Origin of the sequence: Photorhabdus akhurstii (assembly GCF_019090985.1) — a bacterium.
Taxonomy (GTDB): Bacteria; Pseudomonadota; Gammaproteobacteria; order Enterobacterales; family Enterobacteriaceae; genus Photorhabdus; species Photorhabdus akhurstii.
On sequence record NZ_CP020335.1, the window covers coordinates 5,313,643 to 5,332,279 of the forward strand.

Sequence of the window (18,637 nt, forward strand, 5' to 3'; positions counted from 1 at the left end):
AAATTTATCTTGAGTAAAGTTTATAATATATACAATCTATTAATGTCTGAAAACTTAATAATTACGGGAGTGAATTGTGCCAACTTCAGCTAATAAAAGCCTATCTATTGATCCTCAAAGCGCATTACCAGGCAGAACCGAGCCTCTTAAGGTTTCACCTAACCATGCTGTTACCGATCATGCGATAGAACCCGTCCCAGAAAATATGGAAGTTGCCTATTTTGGTATGGGATGCTTCTGGGGCGTAGAACGCCTATTTTGGCAACAACCTGATATTTACACCACCTCCGCAGGTTATAGCGGCGGTACAACAGCGAATCCAACTTACGAAGAAGTTTGTAGCGGCCTGACCGGACATGCTGAGGTTGTAAGAATTGTTTACGATCCAGCAAAAAACAGCTACGAAAACCTATTAAAACTTTTCTGGGAAAACCACGATCCTGCTCAAGGAATGCGCCAGGGAGGGGATATTGGTACTCAGTATCGCTCCGCGATTTATACTGTGTCACCTCAGCAACATAAACTGGCATTAGCCAGCCTTGAACGTTTCCAACAAGCAATGCAACAACAAGAGGATAACCGCCCTATTACAACGGAGATCACAGAAGCGGGACCATTCTATTTCGCTGAAGACTATCATCAACAATATCTATTTAAAAATCCTGAGGGGTATTGCGGACTAGGCGGTATTGGTGTTTGCCTACCCCAAATGAACAAAAACTAGTCGTTACATTTTATTAATGTTATAATTAATACGCTAACCAATGGTTTTCTAAGTGTTTGTTATCACTTTTTATTTTATATGATTTTTATTGTTTCCTCCGGTGCTCTTCTAAATGACAACCTACCCTACCACCGGAGGTAAAACACGGACCCCATATGCTAAATAGTCTCTTAATAGTGTTTCTATTGTGCGCGATAAGCGCCTTTTTTTCGTTATCTGAAATCTCTCTTGCTGCCTCCAGACGAATCAAACTAAAACTGATGGTCGATGAGGGTAATGTCAACGCAGCCCATGTCCTCAAATTACAAGAAACACCGGGAATGTTTTTTACCGTGGTGCAAATCGGCCTAAATGCAGTGGCAATTTTGGCAGGTGTTGTCGGTGAATCCGCATTCTCCCCTTCACTGAAAGCTTTTTTCATGAAATTTATGCGTCCTGAATGGGCGGAACAGTTGGGCTTTATCTGCTCATTTACCATTGTGACCAGTATATTCATTTTGCTCGCAGACTTGACACCAAAACGTATCGGCATGATCAAGCCTGAAGCTGTCGCAGTGAAAATCGTAAACCCAATGCGTTTCTGTCTGACAGTTTTCCGTCCGCTAGTTTGGCTATTTAATGGCCTGTCTGATCTTATCTTTAAGATTTTTAAAATTCCGACAACGCGTAATGAAGACATCACATCTGATGATATTTTTGCGGTTGTGGAAGCAGGCGCTGTTGCTGGTATTCTGCGTAAACAAGAGCATGAACTGATTGAAAACGTGTTCGAACTCGAATCCCGTACAGTGCCCTCGGCCATGACCTCAAGGGAAAGTATCATCTACTTCGACAAGAATGAAAGTGAAGACAGTATCAAACAACAGGTTTCCAACCAGCCACACTCCAAGTACCTGATATGTGATGGAGATATTGACCACGTTATCGGTTATGTGGATTCCAAAGACCTACTCAACCGTGTTCTGAGTGGTCAAAGCCTAAGCTTCAACAAGGGTGTCCAGATCCGCAACGCGCTGATCATTCCAGATACTTTAACGCTTTCCGATGCTTTAGAAAGTTTTAAAGCGGCGGGTGAAGATTTCGCTATTATCCTGAATGAATATGCGCTGGTAATGGGTGTGATTACCCTTAATGATGTTATGACTACCCTGATGGGTGATTTAGTCGGCCAAGGGCAGGAAGAGCAGATTATCATCCGTGACGAAAATTCATGGTTAGTAGAAGGGGGAACACCTATCGATGATGTACAGCGGGTACTGGATATTGATGACTTCCCTGATTCAAGTAACTATGAAACCATTGCCGGTTTCATGATGTTCCGGCTGCGTAAAATTCCAAAGTGTACCGATTCAGTCAAATTTGCTGGTTACAAGTTTGAAGTTGTCGATATTGATAACTACAAAATCGATCAGCTACTAGTCACAAAAATCACGGATATTCCCACCGCGACGCCAACACAAAACCTACTTATCAGTGATGATAAATAAAAACGGCCTACTCTTGAACTAAGGCCGTTTAGTATTCTCGTTAAGCGCCACTCATTGTTATTTTGTGGCGCTCTGATTACATCAGTATGAATATGCAACCCGACTCTTTTTCGTTATCTATCCTATTTCGGCCTGCAAACGTAGCACTTGCTGATTGACTTCGCTCATTACACTAAAATGGCGCTTATCTCTCACCTTCGGTGGTAAAATTTTGCCACAGTCGAATTCAAAAGCCCCCATATCTTTAATGTATAAACGTCCACGGAATAAAGTTTTAACGTAGAGAGCAATTTTCAGTGGGTTATATCGGTGAAAAATTTTCATCTCTGCTTTTTTCCTCCTAAGTGCTTCTTACGGTTACGTTTGGTGAACCAACTCCATACACGATACCGTTATGTAGAATAATAGACTGAATTTATCCGATTTTGTTCCCTCCATTTTTAGTTTTATGCACCGAATTTACATAAAATGACAGATATTTAGATATACATAACTATGTAACTTTATCTCTTATTTAATGTTAAAAATTTGATCTTCTTTAAAGAGATAAATCAGTTAATACCCGCTATGCTAGAGATCCATGTATTGTCACATAACCTACAAAGGAAAAATTATGATAAAGAACTTTATGCTATATGCTGCGCTACTTTGTTCTCCTGCTTTAGCATTCGCTCACAACATCACCCTGGAACAGCAGGTTCCTTCGATCAATGTCTCTGATAAAGGTGAGTTGCTACTCAATAATAACAAGTTTAGCTACCAAAATTGGGATAGTGGAAAACTGATTGGTAAAGTGAGAGTCATACAACATATTGCAGGTCGTAGTGCCGCTAAAGAGATGAATTCTCCGCTGATAGAAGAGATAAAACGCGCTGATTTTTCAAAAGAAAAATACCAAACCACCACCATCATCAATGTCAGTGACGCCATATTCGGTACTGGGCCATTTGTCCGCAGTAGTATTGAAGATAGCAAAAAAGAGTTTCCGTGGTCTCAGTTTATCGCTGACAGCAACGGTGTGGTCAAAAAAGCTTGGCAGTTGGAAGCGAAAAGTTCTGCCATTATTGTCCTGGACAAAAATGGCGCAGCGAAGTTTGCTAAAGAAGGTAAGCTAAACAGTAGCGAAATCAAACAAGTCATTGAATTAGTTCGTAAAGAACTACAGTAAAAACATCCGTGGTGATAACGACTTGCAGGTATGTTTTCGTTTGCCCTTATCACCACTATTCTGCTAAAAAAACAAATCTGCTAGAAAACAACCACGATTAAAAAATCGTTACTCTAAATCCCGGATTTAGGAATGATTCACGAGGCGTATAATCTAGAGTCTGACCTTTCCAATTCGTCACGTGAGCACCAGCAGCAATGGCTATAGCATGACCCGCCGCAGTATCCCAGATATGAGTAGGTCCAAAACGAGGATAAAGTTGCGCTTTTCCTTCAGCCACCAAACAGAACTTCAGTGAAGACCCCACAGAAACCGTCTGATGTTCACCTAACTGATTGAGATAATCTTCTAATTCTGTATCCATATGAGAACGGCTAACGATTACCATTGGTGGATTAGCATCACGAATTTTAATCGGCAAGCATTGACCACCACCGGCTTTTTTCCATGCCTGCCTCCCTTGCCCGGAATAAAGCGTATCCTGCACAGGAGCATATATGACCCCCATCACAGGAACGCCCTCGTCAATCAAGGCGATATTAACCGTAAATTCACCGTTACGATTAATAAATTCCTTAGTACCATCCAGAGGATCAACTAACCAATAGCGCTTCCAATCACGCCTCTCTTCCCAAGAGGGAAGCTCTTCTTCCGACAACAGTGGAATTTCCGGAGCGATACGGGATAATCCGGCTTTAATGATTTTATGAGCTACAATATCAGCCATAGTAACCGGTGAATCATCTTGCTTATGATCAACTTTCAGAGGATGTTCATCCTGATAAATTGTCATAATAGCCGCACCAGCTTCCTGAGCCAGTTGGCAGATTTGTTCTAGCATCATACACCTCTGCGGTTAGTCATCTGTTATCATTTTAGACTATATTACCAATTGATCTTTTATTGGAACGGTAAGAATTTTATTACCCCTCTTAAAATAAAAACAACTGGATATACCTGCTCAAGTTACTGACAATCTGATGCAATCGCTATTATCTTCATGTTCTCACCAAGCACTTTTGCCCAATATGATGCCGTCATCTAACCCGTTGTACCACCAACAATTCATTCATTTAAGTTAAGCATTAAAAACCTTGTGTTAATATCCGCGACTTCGTTGTAAACCCTGGCACACCGCAAGCGCCACTAAAGACAACATGGCGGCTATCAGTAACGCCATAGCTTCCGAGATATGGATGACAGACTCCTCGCTGTGTTGCGTCAACAATGAAAAAAAAGCGACTCCTGCGGCAAACCCGACTTGACGCAACGTGCTGGTAAGAGCTGCCGCCAATCCTGAATTCTCAGGAGCAACATTGTCCATCACCAGCCTTGCCATCAATGGGTTAAGTACTGCCGCTCCCGTACCTAACAACAACAATCCAACCGCCAACAACCAAACATTCCCATCAACAACCGGACTAAAGATACCAGCCAACAGCACCAATCCAACCGTTAACATCAGGAATCCCTCGGTAGCTTGAAGATTGAAACGCTCGGCAATCCTCAATAAAGGTACCAAGGTTAACGGCAAAGAAAGCAATAGCATTGTCATAGCCAGATACAATGCATCAAAGCCCAATTTCACCGCGAAATATTGCGGTAACACCACAAATAAGCTCCAATAGACGATAGAAAAAATAATCGGCAGAACCAATGAGATAACAAAGGCACCATTTTTAAGCTCAGGTAAACGTGTGAAACTACGCACAGAAAAATGGTGACACAGCCAAACGCTTATTCCCCCCAGAATAAGCAGCGTTGCCTTGATGATAGTGCCATTCTGACCCGGAAGCACTTGATCGATATATTGATACATGGTGACCAACAACAGAATCGCCGTCACTGGTAAGGTACTAAACAGAGAAACACGGCTTAACGCCCCACCGGCAGACAAAGTGCGGCCTTTTCTTTTCAACATCAAGAATACAACCAGCCCCCCTAAGGGCAAATTGAGTAACAATATCCATGACCAATCCAGCATCCTGATTATCAAGCCCCCTAAAGGCGGCCCCAAAGAAAAACTCAGCCCAAGTATCATTGACCAGGTTTTGAAAACCTGTGAACGGTTACTACTTCCCACGGGAAATAGAAGATTCAACAACGCCATCGCCGCTGTATTCAAAAAAGCGGCGGCAATGCCTTGAATTAAACGAACAAAGATAAAACTGCCAAGAGAAACACAACTAACGGACATATAAGAAGCAACAACGAACACCAACAAGGCGGAAATCAGTGTTCTCATGGCTCCCAGACGATCAGTGATTATTCCGGCGGGTAATAGGAAAGCAGCAAAGCCTGCTGTATAAGAAATGCTGAGCCATGCTCCTTCTTTAACACCAAAACCAAGTTCAGTCGCGATCACCGGGATAGCAACCCCTAAGCCAGTTGTATCAAAACCAATCATAAAGGTGACGATCATGATGGCGATAAATATAGCTCTGTATTTCGTATCTTGATTAGAAGAATTCATATAGTCCTATAATGTAAGAGGGTGAATAATAGCCACGCTTTTCCATACATAATTAATGTTTCAGACAACAATAATTCAGGGATCACTATCATCTGAAACATATGACAATATCGTGTCAATTTACCTAAGCAAGAATTGAACCTTCAAGATATTTGACCACATTGCGATCAATAAGGCATTCACACTGTTCATCCATCACACCAAGCGCCGTTATCCACATTTCCTCCATACGTGCCCTTGCCATTTCAGGACCCTTTTCATGCGCCAATAGTGCTAGCATGTAAGTTGTGCCAGAAACCGTATAACCAGCCATTTTGATTCGGGAACACTTCAACGACAGCTCAAGAGGAGATGCATTCATTTCCGCCAAACTTTTGGCAACAAAGGCGTTTTTCTGGGCCATATCCTTAACATCAGGAGAATTCAAAAATTGTTCGCGGGCAGTTTCATTCTCAATCAGGTAACGTAACGAGCTCATCAGATGGAAACTTTCCATCGGTTTAATCACCGAGACATCGGCGCCATGCCAAATATCGAGGAGTGCCCACAGATCCATCTCTTTGACATTACCTGGCATGATTTTCTGACCGGTATTATGGCCTACAGCATCCAAATAAACATAGGCAGTGCTGGTCTCACTATTTTGGGAGAACGAATAAATTTTCGTATAATCCCCCGCCTTACTGATCCCTTTTTTCGTCAACATCACTTCCTCTGGTAAACGTCCCAACGTAACCACTCCATGAACATGATTACGCGAAAGGATAAAACCCACTTTTTCCAGCAAATTATGAGTCTGTCCCTTATCAAAATTACCGTTATTATCCCGCACACCCCATTGCCCATCCTCTGTTAACGCCAGACCAAAAGGATCGACAATCATCTTTACTGGCACGGAACCAATCGAAGCCAATATATTTTGCAGTGTTTCTTCAAATAATATTAAGCCCGCTTCAATATTATTATTTCTATTTGCCGACGAGATAAATCTCAGAGAAATATATTCTACTCCGAGTGTATTAGCGTGAATTATTCGGTTGGCAGCGCTACGCCAACCATAAGCAAAATAACCAGGTATCCCCTTTGTCGGATTACGTTCTTCTTCTCCCAGATCAATACTAACATCAATAGCCTGCGCCATTCTTTTGGGGGAAATTCGGTATAGACTTTCAGAATTAATACGACGAGAAAAATAGGGTATTAATGGCGACATTTTAATTGCACTCATTTCAATTTCCTTTATATCAAGATAAAACTCCTGGCTTATTAATTCGCCAGACCTTTTCACAATCGTTGATGCAATGAATTAATTACACTATTCTTCAATATATTTAATAAATCAATATTATCTTTATAATAAAAACAAGCAAAACATTATTTATTTGTTATTAAAGTTATTAGAAATAAAAAACACTTTAAAATGCTGAAATTCAGTCAAAAGTAAAAGTAAACAGGTGTTAAATAACGTTTCGTAATTATGCTACACATAGCCTTCTTCAACCCATTGTTATACATAGAATTATGAGTGGTATAAGATGTAGCACTATTTTGAAATCTTATTTAACAAGAGAAAGGAAAAAGTGGAATCTAACCTTGCCAATGCGAAACAGTACTATGATCACAATTAAGATCTAGAAAGAACCCAAATAATGGTGACAATAGTATGGGATATCAGGACAAAAATAGTGTTACCGACAACATTCTTATTCATTTTTGAGGTGAAAACAAAAACTGATCAGGCCAAAAACCCTATTCAAAGAAACAACTGGGACATTGAGAAAAAGCCAGTTAATCGGCAACATACTAGCTGAAATTTTCGATAGTCTGAAAACACCGCCCACTTTATTAAATGGGTTTATCAGTAGTCTGAGGCGAATATACCGGCTATTTTTAATCCTACTTCTGGATAAAACTTACAGAATATCCAATAATTCCACCTCGAAAATCAGAGTGCTATATGGAGGAATCGATGCACCAGCGCCTCGCTCACCATAAGCCAAATTATAAGGGATATAAAGCTCCCATTTAGAACCGACAGGCATCAACGTCAATGCTTCAATCCATCCAGCAATCACACCATTCACCGGAAATTCAGCAGGTTCGCCACGCTGTACTGAGCTGTCAAACACGGTGCCATCAATCAGACGTCCGGTATAATGAACACGCACGCTATCAGTACGAGCAGGAATTGCACCATCCCCCTGTTTTAGAACAGAAAACTGTAAACCGGATTCAGTGATGCTTATACCATCACGCTGAGCGTTTTCTGCCAAAAACTTCTGACCCTCTTCTGCCATAACTTGCTGACGTTCACGACGCACACCATCCGCACGTTCATGCATTTCACGTAAGGCACGATGTAGTATATCAACCGGCACCGCTGGAGAATGATTTTCCAGCGCATCACACAACCCTGCTAACAGCGCTTCAGGTTCCAGACCTTGCAGGCCAGACTCCAGTAATTGCTGACCAACTTGCAAGCCAACTCCATAACTTGCTTGTGCCTCGATAGAATCAAAAGAAAGTTTTGCCATGAAAATACCTGTGATCAAATTAAATTAGGTTCGTAAGCATAACAGCGCTATGCAGCAGGGTAAACCGAAGATATCACTAGAAAAATACATGTCGACAAAATATATAAGAGCTAATAATCGATATAATTCTAAGTAGCATATTCATTCCTTAAAGGTTACAATATAAAAATTCAATTTTTATATATTTTTACTTATAATTGATTATATGAATGAAATATTTTTTATATAAAATTAATTTTATTGCAAATATTATACGACGAGGAAAATCTTATGAATACATTATTTAATGAGATTTCATCTGAAATTAAAAAATCCAAAACCATGCCAGAATTAGAAAAGAAGCTGTTAAACGCGATAAATTATCTGGGTTTTGAATTCTACTCAATTTATCAGGAAGAAAAATACCCATTCACGACTAAAAAATATGTCCTAATAACCAACTTAAATATAGAAAATGCAAATAATTATAATCAAGATAATAATCACGACAGCGACCAGTTAATGAATGGCGATTACACTTTCTCTATTCCGTCAATTTGTAATGATAAAATATCAGAAAACGCTGATTTTATGATTGAAAAATCAAATCCAAATAAAAATGAAGTTAAAAATAGTCTTTCAATCAAAATTAAAGGTTATCATGGAGAAAGGTCAATTTTTTCAGTTGCCAGAAAAGAAGGCACCATTTCCCACAATGAAATACTTAATAAAGCAGGAATGTTAGGCATATTGGCGAATGAATGCATAAAAACATTCAATAATCTAAAAAACAAAAAGGATAAGATCATTGTTCCAACTCTCTCTACCAGAGAGGTTGAAGTCATAAGATGGACTTGTGAAGGAAAAACTTCTGCTGAAATAGCCGATATACTGGATATTTCGACAAGAACAGTTAATTTCCACATTAACAATATCATGGAGAAATTAGTGGTTCCCAATAAAGTCGCGGCAGTTGCTAAAGCAATAGCATATAATCTAATTATATAACAATTAGAGCCGAAATAAGGCTCTACCCATACGAAATTACAAAATATAATTAGACAATATATCCCTCCATGCATCATTAATTTCATTCATCAGGGATTCACATTTGACGTGCTCATCATTAATATGCACACAAACGTAACCACAGAAATCATTATTGCTTTTTGGTGTTTCGTAAACTAATGAATTCTTCTCTAAATTAATTTTTATTGCAATAATTTCGTAATATAATTTACTTAGAATATTATCAATAGATGCTAGTAATATTTCATTAATTTCTGTTTTATCGAATTTATCATTAATCTTTCCATCTTTACCTGCCAGCAAATTAATCAAAAATGCTCTCCCCTTCGCTTCAGGCAATATCATCCGATCACTAAATCCTTTGACTAAATGGTCAACCCAAATTTCCTGTAAATTTATACCATATACCCGGTTAGCCATATCCCAAATACGCATACCCGCAGGTCTACGATTAGTTTCAACCAGAAAAGTTTCTCCCGTTTTACTCTCCTGCTTAATCTCATTATGGAATGCACCAAGAGTTTGCCCTGAGATCAGATTCATTGCCTGCCCTGCTTTATGTAATGCAATCGTATTTCCGCCATCACATTGCGCCGGTACTATTTGCCCTATTTCAACAGGATATTCCCCTTTCTGAGAAACTTTTTGCGTTAAAAACGCCATACAGCCAATACCATCATAAGAATATTCTGTATCGAAAATAATAAGCTCTTCTGCAAGAACTTGATTACCGCCTGATTGCTCAACAGATTGAACAAAAGCCGTTGGGATTTTACTTCTATCTTTAACCGCAACCACTCCTATATTTGCTCGACCACAATTAGGCTTAATAATCACACCATACGGAACAGAGTCATAAAATTCTTCTAATTCTTTAATCTCATTAATAAAAGTATATCGAGGTGTCTTAATATGTTGTGCCGCAAGCAGTGGTAATATCCGAGTTTCTTGTTGGCGGAATTGATATTTTTCAATACCTGCAAAACTTAATTCGGGATCATCACCATAAACGTTTAATTTTTTCGCGATAACAGCCGCATACCCAGATACCGCATCCATAAAGGGGAGAATAGCCGCACATGTCATATTAAGTTCATTAAGAACTGCCATCACACTATCAACATAATTTTCTGTTCGTACAGGAATATGATAAACAAATGGTGTGATACCTTTCTCTTCACCGGACAACATATCGCTAATAATCACCATCTCAAGGGAGTAATGATATCGAATATAGTCACGAATATTAACGATTTCACTCAGCCTTGCCGGAAGATAATCAAGCACTAACAAATATTTTTTTGAACTCATATTTCCTCCATTATTGACTATTATGCAGATTAAATTTAAGCGAACGATAAGGATTAATAATGAAAAACATCAATAAAACAAATGCAGAGAATATCAGATAAATACTATTGTAGGAAAAATAGTTCAATAAATTAGCACAAATGAAACTAGTTAAAGGTATCGCTAATTGATTCAAAACTAGCACCACACCAAGATACTGAGAAAAACGCTGCTTCGGAATAAGACTTGCTCGATAAGATCGGGAAAAAAGATTAAAACAACCTTCCGCACCAATGACCAGTAAGAAACCTAATGTGTAAACCACAAATAACGGCCCAGTAGCAAATAGTGTCAAACCACATAAAGCAATCAGAAAAGCCGTTACACCAACGATACGCACATCAAAAACTCGGCATAATTTTGGCGCAATAAAAAATACACAACAATTCACCAACCCCGCATAAGCCAAAAGTTGAGCATAACTCCCCTCTGGCTGTGAAAAAACGCTGGTGATAACATAAACTGCCGTTGACAGAATAGCACCTTGCATCACATTCATCAGAAATGTCAGGCCAATGACGCGTAACAAGGATGGGTTTCCCATCAAGAATTTAAAAATGGCCGGCAGATTATAACCTTCTCTATTAGCGTGTTCTTCAATCTGGTTTTTCCTTTGTAGCTGAAACCATATCAAGCTACTAATCAGAAAAGGAAAAAATGCAAATGCAAATACCGCATAAACACTAAATTTATAAACCAGCAAACCGACAACCGCCGGGGCTGCAATATAGGTAAACTGTTCAACAAACTGTAAACGAGAGTTAACAGAAGGTAATTCTATTACACTTATGTTTTTAGAGACAAAACCTTCAAGGTTGACATATCCCGCCCCACTAAAAAAGGATAAAACACATGAGAGAGGAATAATGATATATACGATGCTATTATCAGAATATATAAATGAAAGAATAAAAAGAAATAAGCAAACTAATGATCGAAGAATATCACTCAGGAATAACATAACCAACGTATGTATCCTGTCGCCCATCCAACCAGAAATAGGGAGTGAAATCACCCTGAATAGCCGCTCAAGCCCAAAAGCAAAAGATGAAAGTGAAGCACTATTAGTTGAGGTATATACTAATACAGGCACAGCGAACATAACAAATGCTTCTGAAAAAACAGAAAAAAAGCGAGCCAATATGATCCTATGTATCATTAATATTACCTCAACCTTATTATCTATCCCAATAGGCCATTTTATTTATCAATTCGGCTCTGAGCAAGACTCAAACTGATTCCATCAATTATGCCTACTGGGATAGATTTTTACTTGCAATAATTAATGAACAGATTTAATCAAATAATTCCCCAAAACTAAATAATCAATATTTGTTTTCATGAAAGTTTTAATGGCATCATCAGGAGAACAAACGATCGGCTCACTATCGTTATAAGAGGTGTTCAGCAACAAAGGAACACCGGTTTTCCGATAAAATGCCTCAATCAACAGGGCATAATCTGGATTTGATGCACTATCTACCACCTGAACTCTAGCAGTACCATCTTCGTGAACCACTGCCGGAATTTTCGATGCCTGATCCACTTTAGCATCCATCGCTAACAACATATATTTTGCAGCTTCCGGTAATTCTTTCCGAACATGGAACCAATCAGCAACATGTTGACGCAATACACTAGGCGCAAATGGTCTAAACATTTCACGATGTTTAACTTTACGATTCATTAAATCCCGAATATCTTTATTTCTCGGATCGGCCAATAAACTACGATTACCTAATGCCCGCGGCCCAAATTCCATCCTCCCTTGGAACCAACCAACGACATTATTTTCGGCCAGCAAGTCTGCGACGACTTCATGAATATTCTCTTCATATGTCCAGTCCAAACCATGCGCTTTCAAGCTACGTTGGTAATCATCTTCACTATATCCCAGACCCCAATAGGTATGAGTCAGAGGATAGCGTTGATTATTTCCAAGAATCTGATGCCAGATAAATAGTGCGGCACCAGTAGCCGTCCCGCCGTCATGTGCGGCAGGCTGAACAAAGATATCTTCGATATCCAACTCTTCATATAGTCGCTTATTCGTAATGCAGTTTAACGCCACACCACCCGCAAGACAGAGCTTATTCGTTGCTGTTTCCTGCAAATAATGACGAGCCATATTTAGCACGATTTCATCAGTTATTTGCTGGAGAGAAGCGGCGATATCATAATATTCCTGCGCAACTTCACCACCTGGCACTCTCTTCGCAATACCAAACAGGGATTCTAAGTGAGAAAAATCTTGGCTGCGGAAATTGAGAATGGAGTTATCGATCGTAAACTCACCTTTCTCATAAATTTTGACGAATTGCTGGAACGCCGGCATAAAACCTTCAGGCTTACCATAAGCAGACATTCCCATTACCTTGCAGGCATCGTATACAGAGAAACCCAGGAATTCTGCCAGTTTCTCCCACATAAAACCAATTGAATGAGGGTATTCAATGGTTTTAATTTTTTCCAAACTATTACCATTGCCCAGATATACCCCTGCGGTATTATCCTCTCCAACACCATCAAGCGATAAGGTTAACGCTTTATCAAATGGCGAAACAAAATAAGCAGATGCCGCATGTGCTGTGTGATGCGGAACCCAATGAAATTGACCACGGAATCCCATTGATTGTAAAATTTCTGGTACTGAAGTAGTTTTACGATAGAAAATAGATTCACCCGAGACACTTCCCCAACTTCCTTCATGGGTGGCTTCATCAATAAAGATTGATTTTCTTCGTTCTATCGGATCGATAGAAAACCCAATATGACTCACATCTTCCAAGCTAATACCCGCAAAGTCTAATGCAACTTCAATAGAAGCCAATGGCAATTCATCGGGATTATCAATATTTGCTGGTTTTCCGTGTTTTCTTCTATTTAAACGCTCTTCTTCAATGGCAAAGATAGTTTCTCCATCTTTTAATAAGCAAACTGCTGACTCATGGTAAACTGAATTTATACCTAAAATATACATAGCTAATTATCCTCCCATATAATTATTTAATTTTTAATACTAAGCAGCGAAGACTACCACCACTCTTTAAGAATTCACTCATATCACATTTAACCACATTGTAACCATAATTATTTAATTGATGCTCAACCTCTATAGAACAATCATGCATGAGAATATCTTTACCTATTGGGATATTATTACAGACAAATAATTCTTTAGCGTCATGTTCTGATATTGAGATCCGGCGCTCAAATGTTTCAATAATATAATTTTGGCTCTCTTTAGTAAATGCTTCTGGATAGTAAACAACTGTATCTTTGTCAATAAATGAGAATGCCAGAGCTACATGAAAGAAAGTTTTATCCTGAATATGCAGTTCACCTTTAACTTTAAGTTCTGGATAGACTTTCTGAATCTTATTTATTGCTTCTTTATCTGAGCGAGGGCCATAACCAAATATGATATCATTTTCCCAATAGATAACATCTCCAAGCCCTTCAAAATAGATACCTTCATCAACACGATGTATCTCATAACCTAGATTTTCCAGGTAATCGATATAATACTGGCTTTCCCCTTGGCGTTCAGCGTGCCGGAAATTACTAGCAAGGAATTTATTATTATGCACCATACCGCAATCACCTGAGAAAGTCATATCAGGCAAACCATTAACAGGATCAATAGTGCGAATAGTGATGCCACGTTCAGTCAACCGTTCATAAAGAAAATCCCATTGTTGCTGTGCTAGTTTTTTATTGACTCTATTATTAGGGTCCATCCAATCATTAATAACGTATTCAATATCGTAGAAATCCGGTTTACACATTAATAATTCTTTAATCATAATATTTGCCTCATCTTAGATTTAGCACTTTGCTTAGTATGGATATTAAATATTTTTGCGAATCCCTCTGCATCGTTTTGACTATATAAATGCCCACAATTATATATTGCTAAATTATCATCATAGATAGTTGTCTTTGAAGTGCGGGAACAAACGTTGGCATATTTATAGCCTAATTCAAGCTTAATCTCACCATTGACATGTTGATTCATGCTATCAATAAAATGGTTTAAATGAGTTAATAAAGGATCATACCAAAGCCCAGAATAAACTAATTCAACCCATTTTTTATCGATTATCTCTTTGAACCAATTCTCGTTACGATTACTACAGTAACATTCCAAATCACGATGAGCGGTAATTAAGATATGTGCAGCAGGTGATTGATAAATTGCGCGTGTTTTCAAACCGACAATGCCATCTTCAACAATATCAAAAATGCCAATTGACTGTTTTTTACCAATTTTATTTAATATTTCAATAATTTCATATAATGATTTTTTCTCGCCGTCGATCGATATCGGTATGCCATTCTCAAAACCTAATGACAAAAATATTGGCTCAGTGGCTGATAGTGCATCCTCAAATAATTTCTCTTTGACATCTTCAGGAATTAACATTTCTGGCTCTGCCAATGGTCCACATTCGACACTGAATCCCCATATATTTTCACTGGTAGAATAAGGGTTATTACAACCAAATTCTTGAGGAATACCATAATTCATAGCATAACTATTTACGACACTTTCGTCGTATTTAAAATCTCTCAACGAAGCAATAGGTATTTTATTCAGAATTTCTATATTCATATCCATTCTGACTTGATCATTACCTCTGAATTGATGAGCAATATAATCAATATTGAGCTCATTGGCTACTTCAACTGCCGCCTCCGCAATCGCAGGCCGGGAAAGTGCAGCACTGAGAAAATAACCATTTTGATAAATAGCATTCGCTTTTATCGCTTTTGTCAGGAAGTGTTCAGCATATTGCGCCCGATAATCTTTATAGATAAATTTATCAGCGCCCGCAACCATGCATTCCAGTTCAATATCTTCAATGTCTCTTACCTGTCCTTCATCAATATAAAGAGCAATCACCTCTTTATACTTAGATTTAAGACTTCTTATGATAAGAGGATTATAGAGGCGATTATAGTAAATCACCAAAACACGATCAGAACTCATTTAATACGCACCCCATGTTTGTAATAATTTCTTCTAGCTGAGGTTCTACTTTACTTTCCTCAACTAATTCTGAGAAATTATTTTCAAATAACCAAGTATCATTATAAATTGTGTCGATATAACGTTCTCCACTATCAGGAATAATGACAACAATATTATCTCCAGGTTTAAAATCATCCAAGTGATTTAATGCTGCGCTTACCGCACAACCTCCCGTTCCACCAATTAAAATACCTTCATTTCTAGCTAATTTTCTTGCTATCCGAAATGCATCAATATCTGCAACCTTCAAGGTAATATCGATGTTGTTACGCTCCAGAATAGAAGGTATAAACGTCAGTCCCGCGCCCTGTACTAGATATTTCCCTTGTTCACCACCGAAAATAACTGATCCAACCGGTTCAACACCATAAATTCGCACCTGTGGATTTTTCTCTTTCAAATAACGGGAAATCCCGGTAAGTGTTCCACAACTGCCTGCCGTCGCAAAACAAGCAGTCAAATTATTGCCAAAAGTTTCATACAACTCACGCCCCGTGGAATGATAATGTTCATCAGGATTAACCTGATTTTCAAATTGCATGGGGCTAAACGCATTCGGATAGGCTTTTATAATCTCTCTAGTTAAATCAATACGATATTTGACAGTATCCGTTCCCGCTTCAAATTCTGGCAGGAAAATGATTTCCGCACCAAATGCTTTTATTTTATCGCGCTTCGCTGCCGGTACCATACGGTCCAAGACAGCAATAAATCGATAACCTTTAACAGCACACGCCATTGCCAAACCAATTGCCGTATTGCCCGATGATGGTTCAATAACCACCATGCCTGGTCTTAATTCTCCCTGAGCCTCTGCCCTTTCCAACATTGCAGCCGCAATGCGATCTTTAATACTCCCACTGGGGTTAATATTCTCCATTTTGAGAAAGACATTAATACCTTTAGTGTATCTACCATTCAACATAACTACTGGAGTATTACCTATAGTTTGTAATATGTTTTTACCTAGTTTCATACCAGTTTTATCCCTTATGTCCGGGTTAATATGAAGAACATATAATGATGATAAGGTATTTTTATTAATAAATAAGTAAATCAATTCAATATCTAGTGTATCTATTAATTTATTAATGAAACCATTCACTTTATAAATAACTATGGAGAATAACTTCATGCCTATTAACAACAAGCGTATTCATTTGTGTTCTCACACAAGGGTTAATTAACAAAAATGATAATTATAAAATTACACTTAAAAGTCTACTGTCAACTCTGACAGTTATATCAATAAAATCTCATATAAATTTTTGATATTATCGTTCAATAATAAGGATATATATTATCATCATTAAATATTCTTATATAAACTCATATGAAATAAATTATTATAATGACAAATAACCGTGACTATATAAGAATATATTTCTAATTATTATGAAATAATCATACATGTAATTAACCAGATTTATACGTATATATATCAAAATATGCAATAAAAAATTCTCATATCACAACAGAATTAACAATAACGATATTATCTGATAATAAGAAATACGAATTGGATTATTTATAGATAATAATCTGATAATGAATAATATTTTTGCTATAAAAAATGCAAAATCAACAATGATAAAAACAGAAAAAAGACAATATTATAGAAGAATAAGCAAGAGAAACTATGATTCTATAAACGACAAAATAAGGGAAATAAATGTAAAATAAATCAGATTAATACCCAATTACTGGGAATTATCGACAAAAATCTTATGGACTAGCGAGAGAATAGTCAGTCGAGGCAATAAAAAACGCCGGCATTGCCAGCGTTTTTTACTTGTTAGCATCAGTTAATCAGGGATTAAGCTTCAGCAACAATGTTAACGTTCAATTTAGCGAATACATCGCTGTGTACCTGGAAATTAACTTCGTGTTCACCAGTAGTACGCAGAACGCCATTAGGCAGACGCACTTCGCTCTTAGAAACTTCAACGCCTGCGGCAGTAACTGCATCAGCGATATCACGAGTACCGACAGAACCGAACAGTTTACCTTCATCACCCGCTTTAGAAGCGATGGTAACGGAACCCAGTGCATTGATTTTCTCAGCGCGAGCCTGTGCTGCTGCCAGAACGTCAGCCAGTTTAGCTTCCAGTTCAGCGCGGCGTGCTTCGAAGAATTCGATGTTTTTCTTAGTTGCAGGAACAGCTTTGCCCTGTGGTACTAAGTAGTTACGGGCATAACCCGGTTTAACGTTAACTTGATCACCCAGGCTACCCAGGTTTGCTACTTTATCAAGCAGAATAATTTGCATTACCTTATCCTCTCAGAGTCGTTAATGGACTGTGCCGATTACTGATGACGATCAGTGTAAGGCAACAAAGACAGGTAGCGCGCGCGCTTGATAGCACGAGCGAGCTGACGCTGGTATTTTGCACGGGTGCCAGTGATACGGCTTGGTACAATTTTACCGCTTTCGGTGATGTAGTTTTTCAGCGTAGCGATGTCTTTATAATCAATCTCTTGAACGCCTTCCGCGGTGAAACGGCAGAACTTGCGACGACGGAAATAACGTGCCATTTGGCTAGTCTCCAGAATCTATCAATTCAATCTGCTCGGCATGAAGAACCAGTTTGTTAAGACCATTGCGACCTTGATGGCAACTAATGAATCCTGAAACGGTTAATCGACTGCCGACCGTTATACTGTGAGTTAAAACTTGTAACAATTGTCCGCTGGCAATAACGGGCATTCTGCACCATGCTTGCCTGCTCAGACCGGCTTCCTGTTGCTGTGAACGGTGCTCAAGCACAAACTGGCAATGAGGAATGCCGGCAGGACTGACTTTTCGAATGGGGACTTTGCACACTGTGCCAGAAAGCACCAAACGATTCGTTGTCACA

General features: G+C 38.6%; 18 protein-coding genes. 4 read left to right on the forward strand and 14 right to left on the reverse strand.

All coding sequences use genetic code 11. From position 1 onward, the window contains the following. Positions 1-76: 76 nt before the first annotated feature. Together msrA and paeA are read left to right on the forward strand one after the other, a co-directional pair. A complete protein-coding gene (gene msrA, locus B0X70_RS22770) occupies positions 77-724 on the forward strand; it encodes a peptide-methionine (S)-S-oxide reductase MsrA (protein ID WP_110090585.1) in 648 nt (215 codons plus the stop codon). A 155-nt stretch (positions 725-879) separates the two neighbouring features. Beyond that, entirely contained in the window at positions 880-2,211 is a 1,332-nt protein-coding gene (gene paeA / locus B0X70_RS22775; protein ID WP_036810103.1) for a polyamine export protein PaeA, read from the forward strand. A gap of 117 nt (positions 2,212-2,328) precedes the next feature. Here paeA and B0X70_RS22780 read toward each other — a convergent pair whose 3' ends face one another. Continuing rightward, on the reverse strand, positions 2,329-2,535 hold the full coding sequence (locus tag B0X70_RS22780; protein ID WP_011148633.1) for a stringent response modulator YtfK: 207 nt from the start codon (positions 2,533-2,535) through the stop codon (positions 2,329-2,331). A 289-nt stretch (positions 2,536-2,824) separates the two neighbouring features. Here B0X70_RS22780 and B0X70_RS22785 point away from each other — a divergent pair, with 289 nt between their 5' ends. Then, positions 2,825-3,379, forward strand: coding sequence for a YtfJ family protein (locus B0X70_RS22785; protein WP_217470460.1), 555 nt, complete (start codon positions 2,825-2,827; stop codon positions 3,377-3,379). A 97-nt stretch (positions 3,380-3,476) separates the two neighbouring features. Here the strand turns inward: B0X70_RS22785 and cysQ are convergent, their stop codons facing one another. From cysQ to B0X70_RS22805, 4 genes are all read right to left on the reverse strand, one after another. After that, positions 3,477-4,220 (reverse strand): 3'(2'),5'-bisphosphate nucleotidase CysQ, encoded by a 744-nt coding sequence (gene cysQ, locus B0X70_RS22790; RefSeq protein WP_217471795.1) that lies wholly within the window; start codon positions 4,218-4,220, stop codon positions 3,477-3,479. 258 nt (positions 4,221-4,478) lie between these two features. Beyond that, on the reverse strand, positions 4,479-5,852 hold the full coding sequence (locus B0X70_RS22795; RefSeq protein ID WP_217470461.1) for an MFS transporter: 1,374 nt from the start codon (positions 5,850-5,852) through the stop codon (positions 4,479-4,481). 124 nt (positions 5,853-5,976) lie between these two features. Then, complete coding sequence (locus B0X70_RS22800) at positions 5,977-7,080, reverse strand: hypothetical protein (RefSeq protein ID WP_217470462.1); 1,104 nt, start codon at positions 7,078-7,080, stop codon at positions 5,977-5,979. Between the two features lie 685 nt (positions 7,081-7,765). After that, complete coding sequence (locus B0X70_RS22805; RefSeq protein WP_036776577.1) at positions 7,766-8,386, reverse strand: BamJ family beta-barrel-assembly machinery protein; 621 nt, start codon at positions 8,384-8,386, stop codon at positions 7,766-7,768. 270 nt (positions 8,387-8,656) lie between these two features. Here B0X70_RS22805 and B0X70_RS22810 point away from each other — a divergent pair, with 270 nt between their 5' ends. Then, positions 8,657-9,373, forward strand: coding sequence for a helix-turn-helix domain-containing protein (locus B0X70_RS22810; RefSeq protein ID WP_036776580.1), 717 nt, complete (start codon positions 8,657-8,659; stop codon positions 9,371-9,373). 36 nt (positions 9,374-9,409) lie between these two features. Here B0X70_RS22810 and B0X70_RS22815 read toward each other — a convergent pair whose 3' ends face one another. From B0X70_RS22815 to priB, 9 genes are all read right to left on the reverse strand, one after another. Beyond that, positions 9,410-10,585, reverse strand: a complete 1,176-nt coding sequence (locus B0X70_RS22815; protein WP_246593371.1) for an ATP-grasp domain-containing protein — start codon at positions 10,583-10,585, stop codon at positions 9,410-9,412. 130 nt (positions 10,586-10,715) lie between these two features. Beyond that, complete coding sequence (locus B0X70_RS22820; protein ID WP_217470464.1) at positions 10,716-11,903, reverse strand: MFS transporter; 1,188 nt, start codon at positions 11,901-11,903, stop codon at positions 10,716-10,718. 123 nt (positions 11,904-12,026) lie between these two features. Next, positions 12,027-13,724, reverse strand: a complete 1,698-nt coding sequence (locus B0X70_RS22825) for a carbamoyltransferase family protein (RefSeq protein WP_036776588.1) — start codon at positions 13,722-13,724, stop codon at positions 12,027-12,029. A 22-nt stretch (positions 13,725-13,746) separates the two neighbouring features. Then, entirely contained in the window at positions 13,747-14,550 is an 804-nt protein-coding gene (locus B0X70_RS22830; protein WP_110085874.1) for a dimethylarginine dimethylaminohydrolase family protein, read from the reverse strand. Further along, positions 14,547-15,737, reverse strand: a complete 1,191-nt coding sequence (gene argG / locus B0X70_RS22835) for an argininosuccinate synthase (protein ID WP_036776593.1) — start codon at positions 15,735-15,737, stop codon at positions 14,547-14,549. The genes B0X70_RS22830 and argG overlap by 4 nt, the downstream gene beginning before the upstream one ends. Next, positions 15,727-16,914, reverse strand: a complete 1,188-nt coding sequence (locus B0X70_RS22840) for a PLP-dependent cysteine synthase family protein (RefSeq protein ID WP_235319415.1) — start codon at positions 16,912-16,914, stop codon at positions 15,727-15,729. The genes argG and B0X70_RS22840 overlap by 11 nt, the downstream gene beginning before the upstream one ends. Before the next feature lie 681 nt (positions 16,915-17,595). Next, positions 17,596-18,048 carry a 50S ribosomal protein L9 gene (rplI, locus tag B0X70_RS22845; RefSeq protein ID WP_036810089.1) on the reverse strand — a complete coding sequence of 151 codons (453 nt, stop codon included), beginning with the start codon at positions 18,046-18,048 and terminating at the stop codon, positions 17,596-17,598. A gap of 38 nt (positions 18,049-18,086) precedes the next feature. Then, positions 18,087-18,314, reverse strand: a complete 228-nt coding sequence (rpsR, locus tag B0X70_RS22850; RefSeq protein WP_000135199.1) for a 30S ribosomal protein S18 — start codon at positions 18,312-18,314, stop codon at positions 18,087-18,089. A gap of 4 nt (positions 18,315-18,318) precedes the next feature. After that, complete coding sequence (gene priB, locus B0X70_RS22855) at positions 18,319-18,636, reverse strand: primosomal replication protein N (RefSeq protein ID WP_011148645.1); 318 nt, start codon at positions 18,634-18,636, stop codon at positions 18,319-18,321. Position 18,637: the final 1 nt, after the last annotated feature.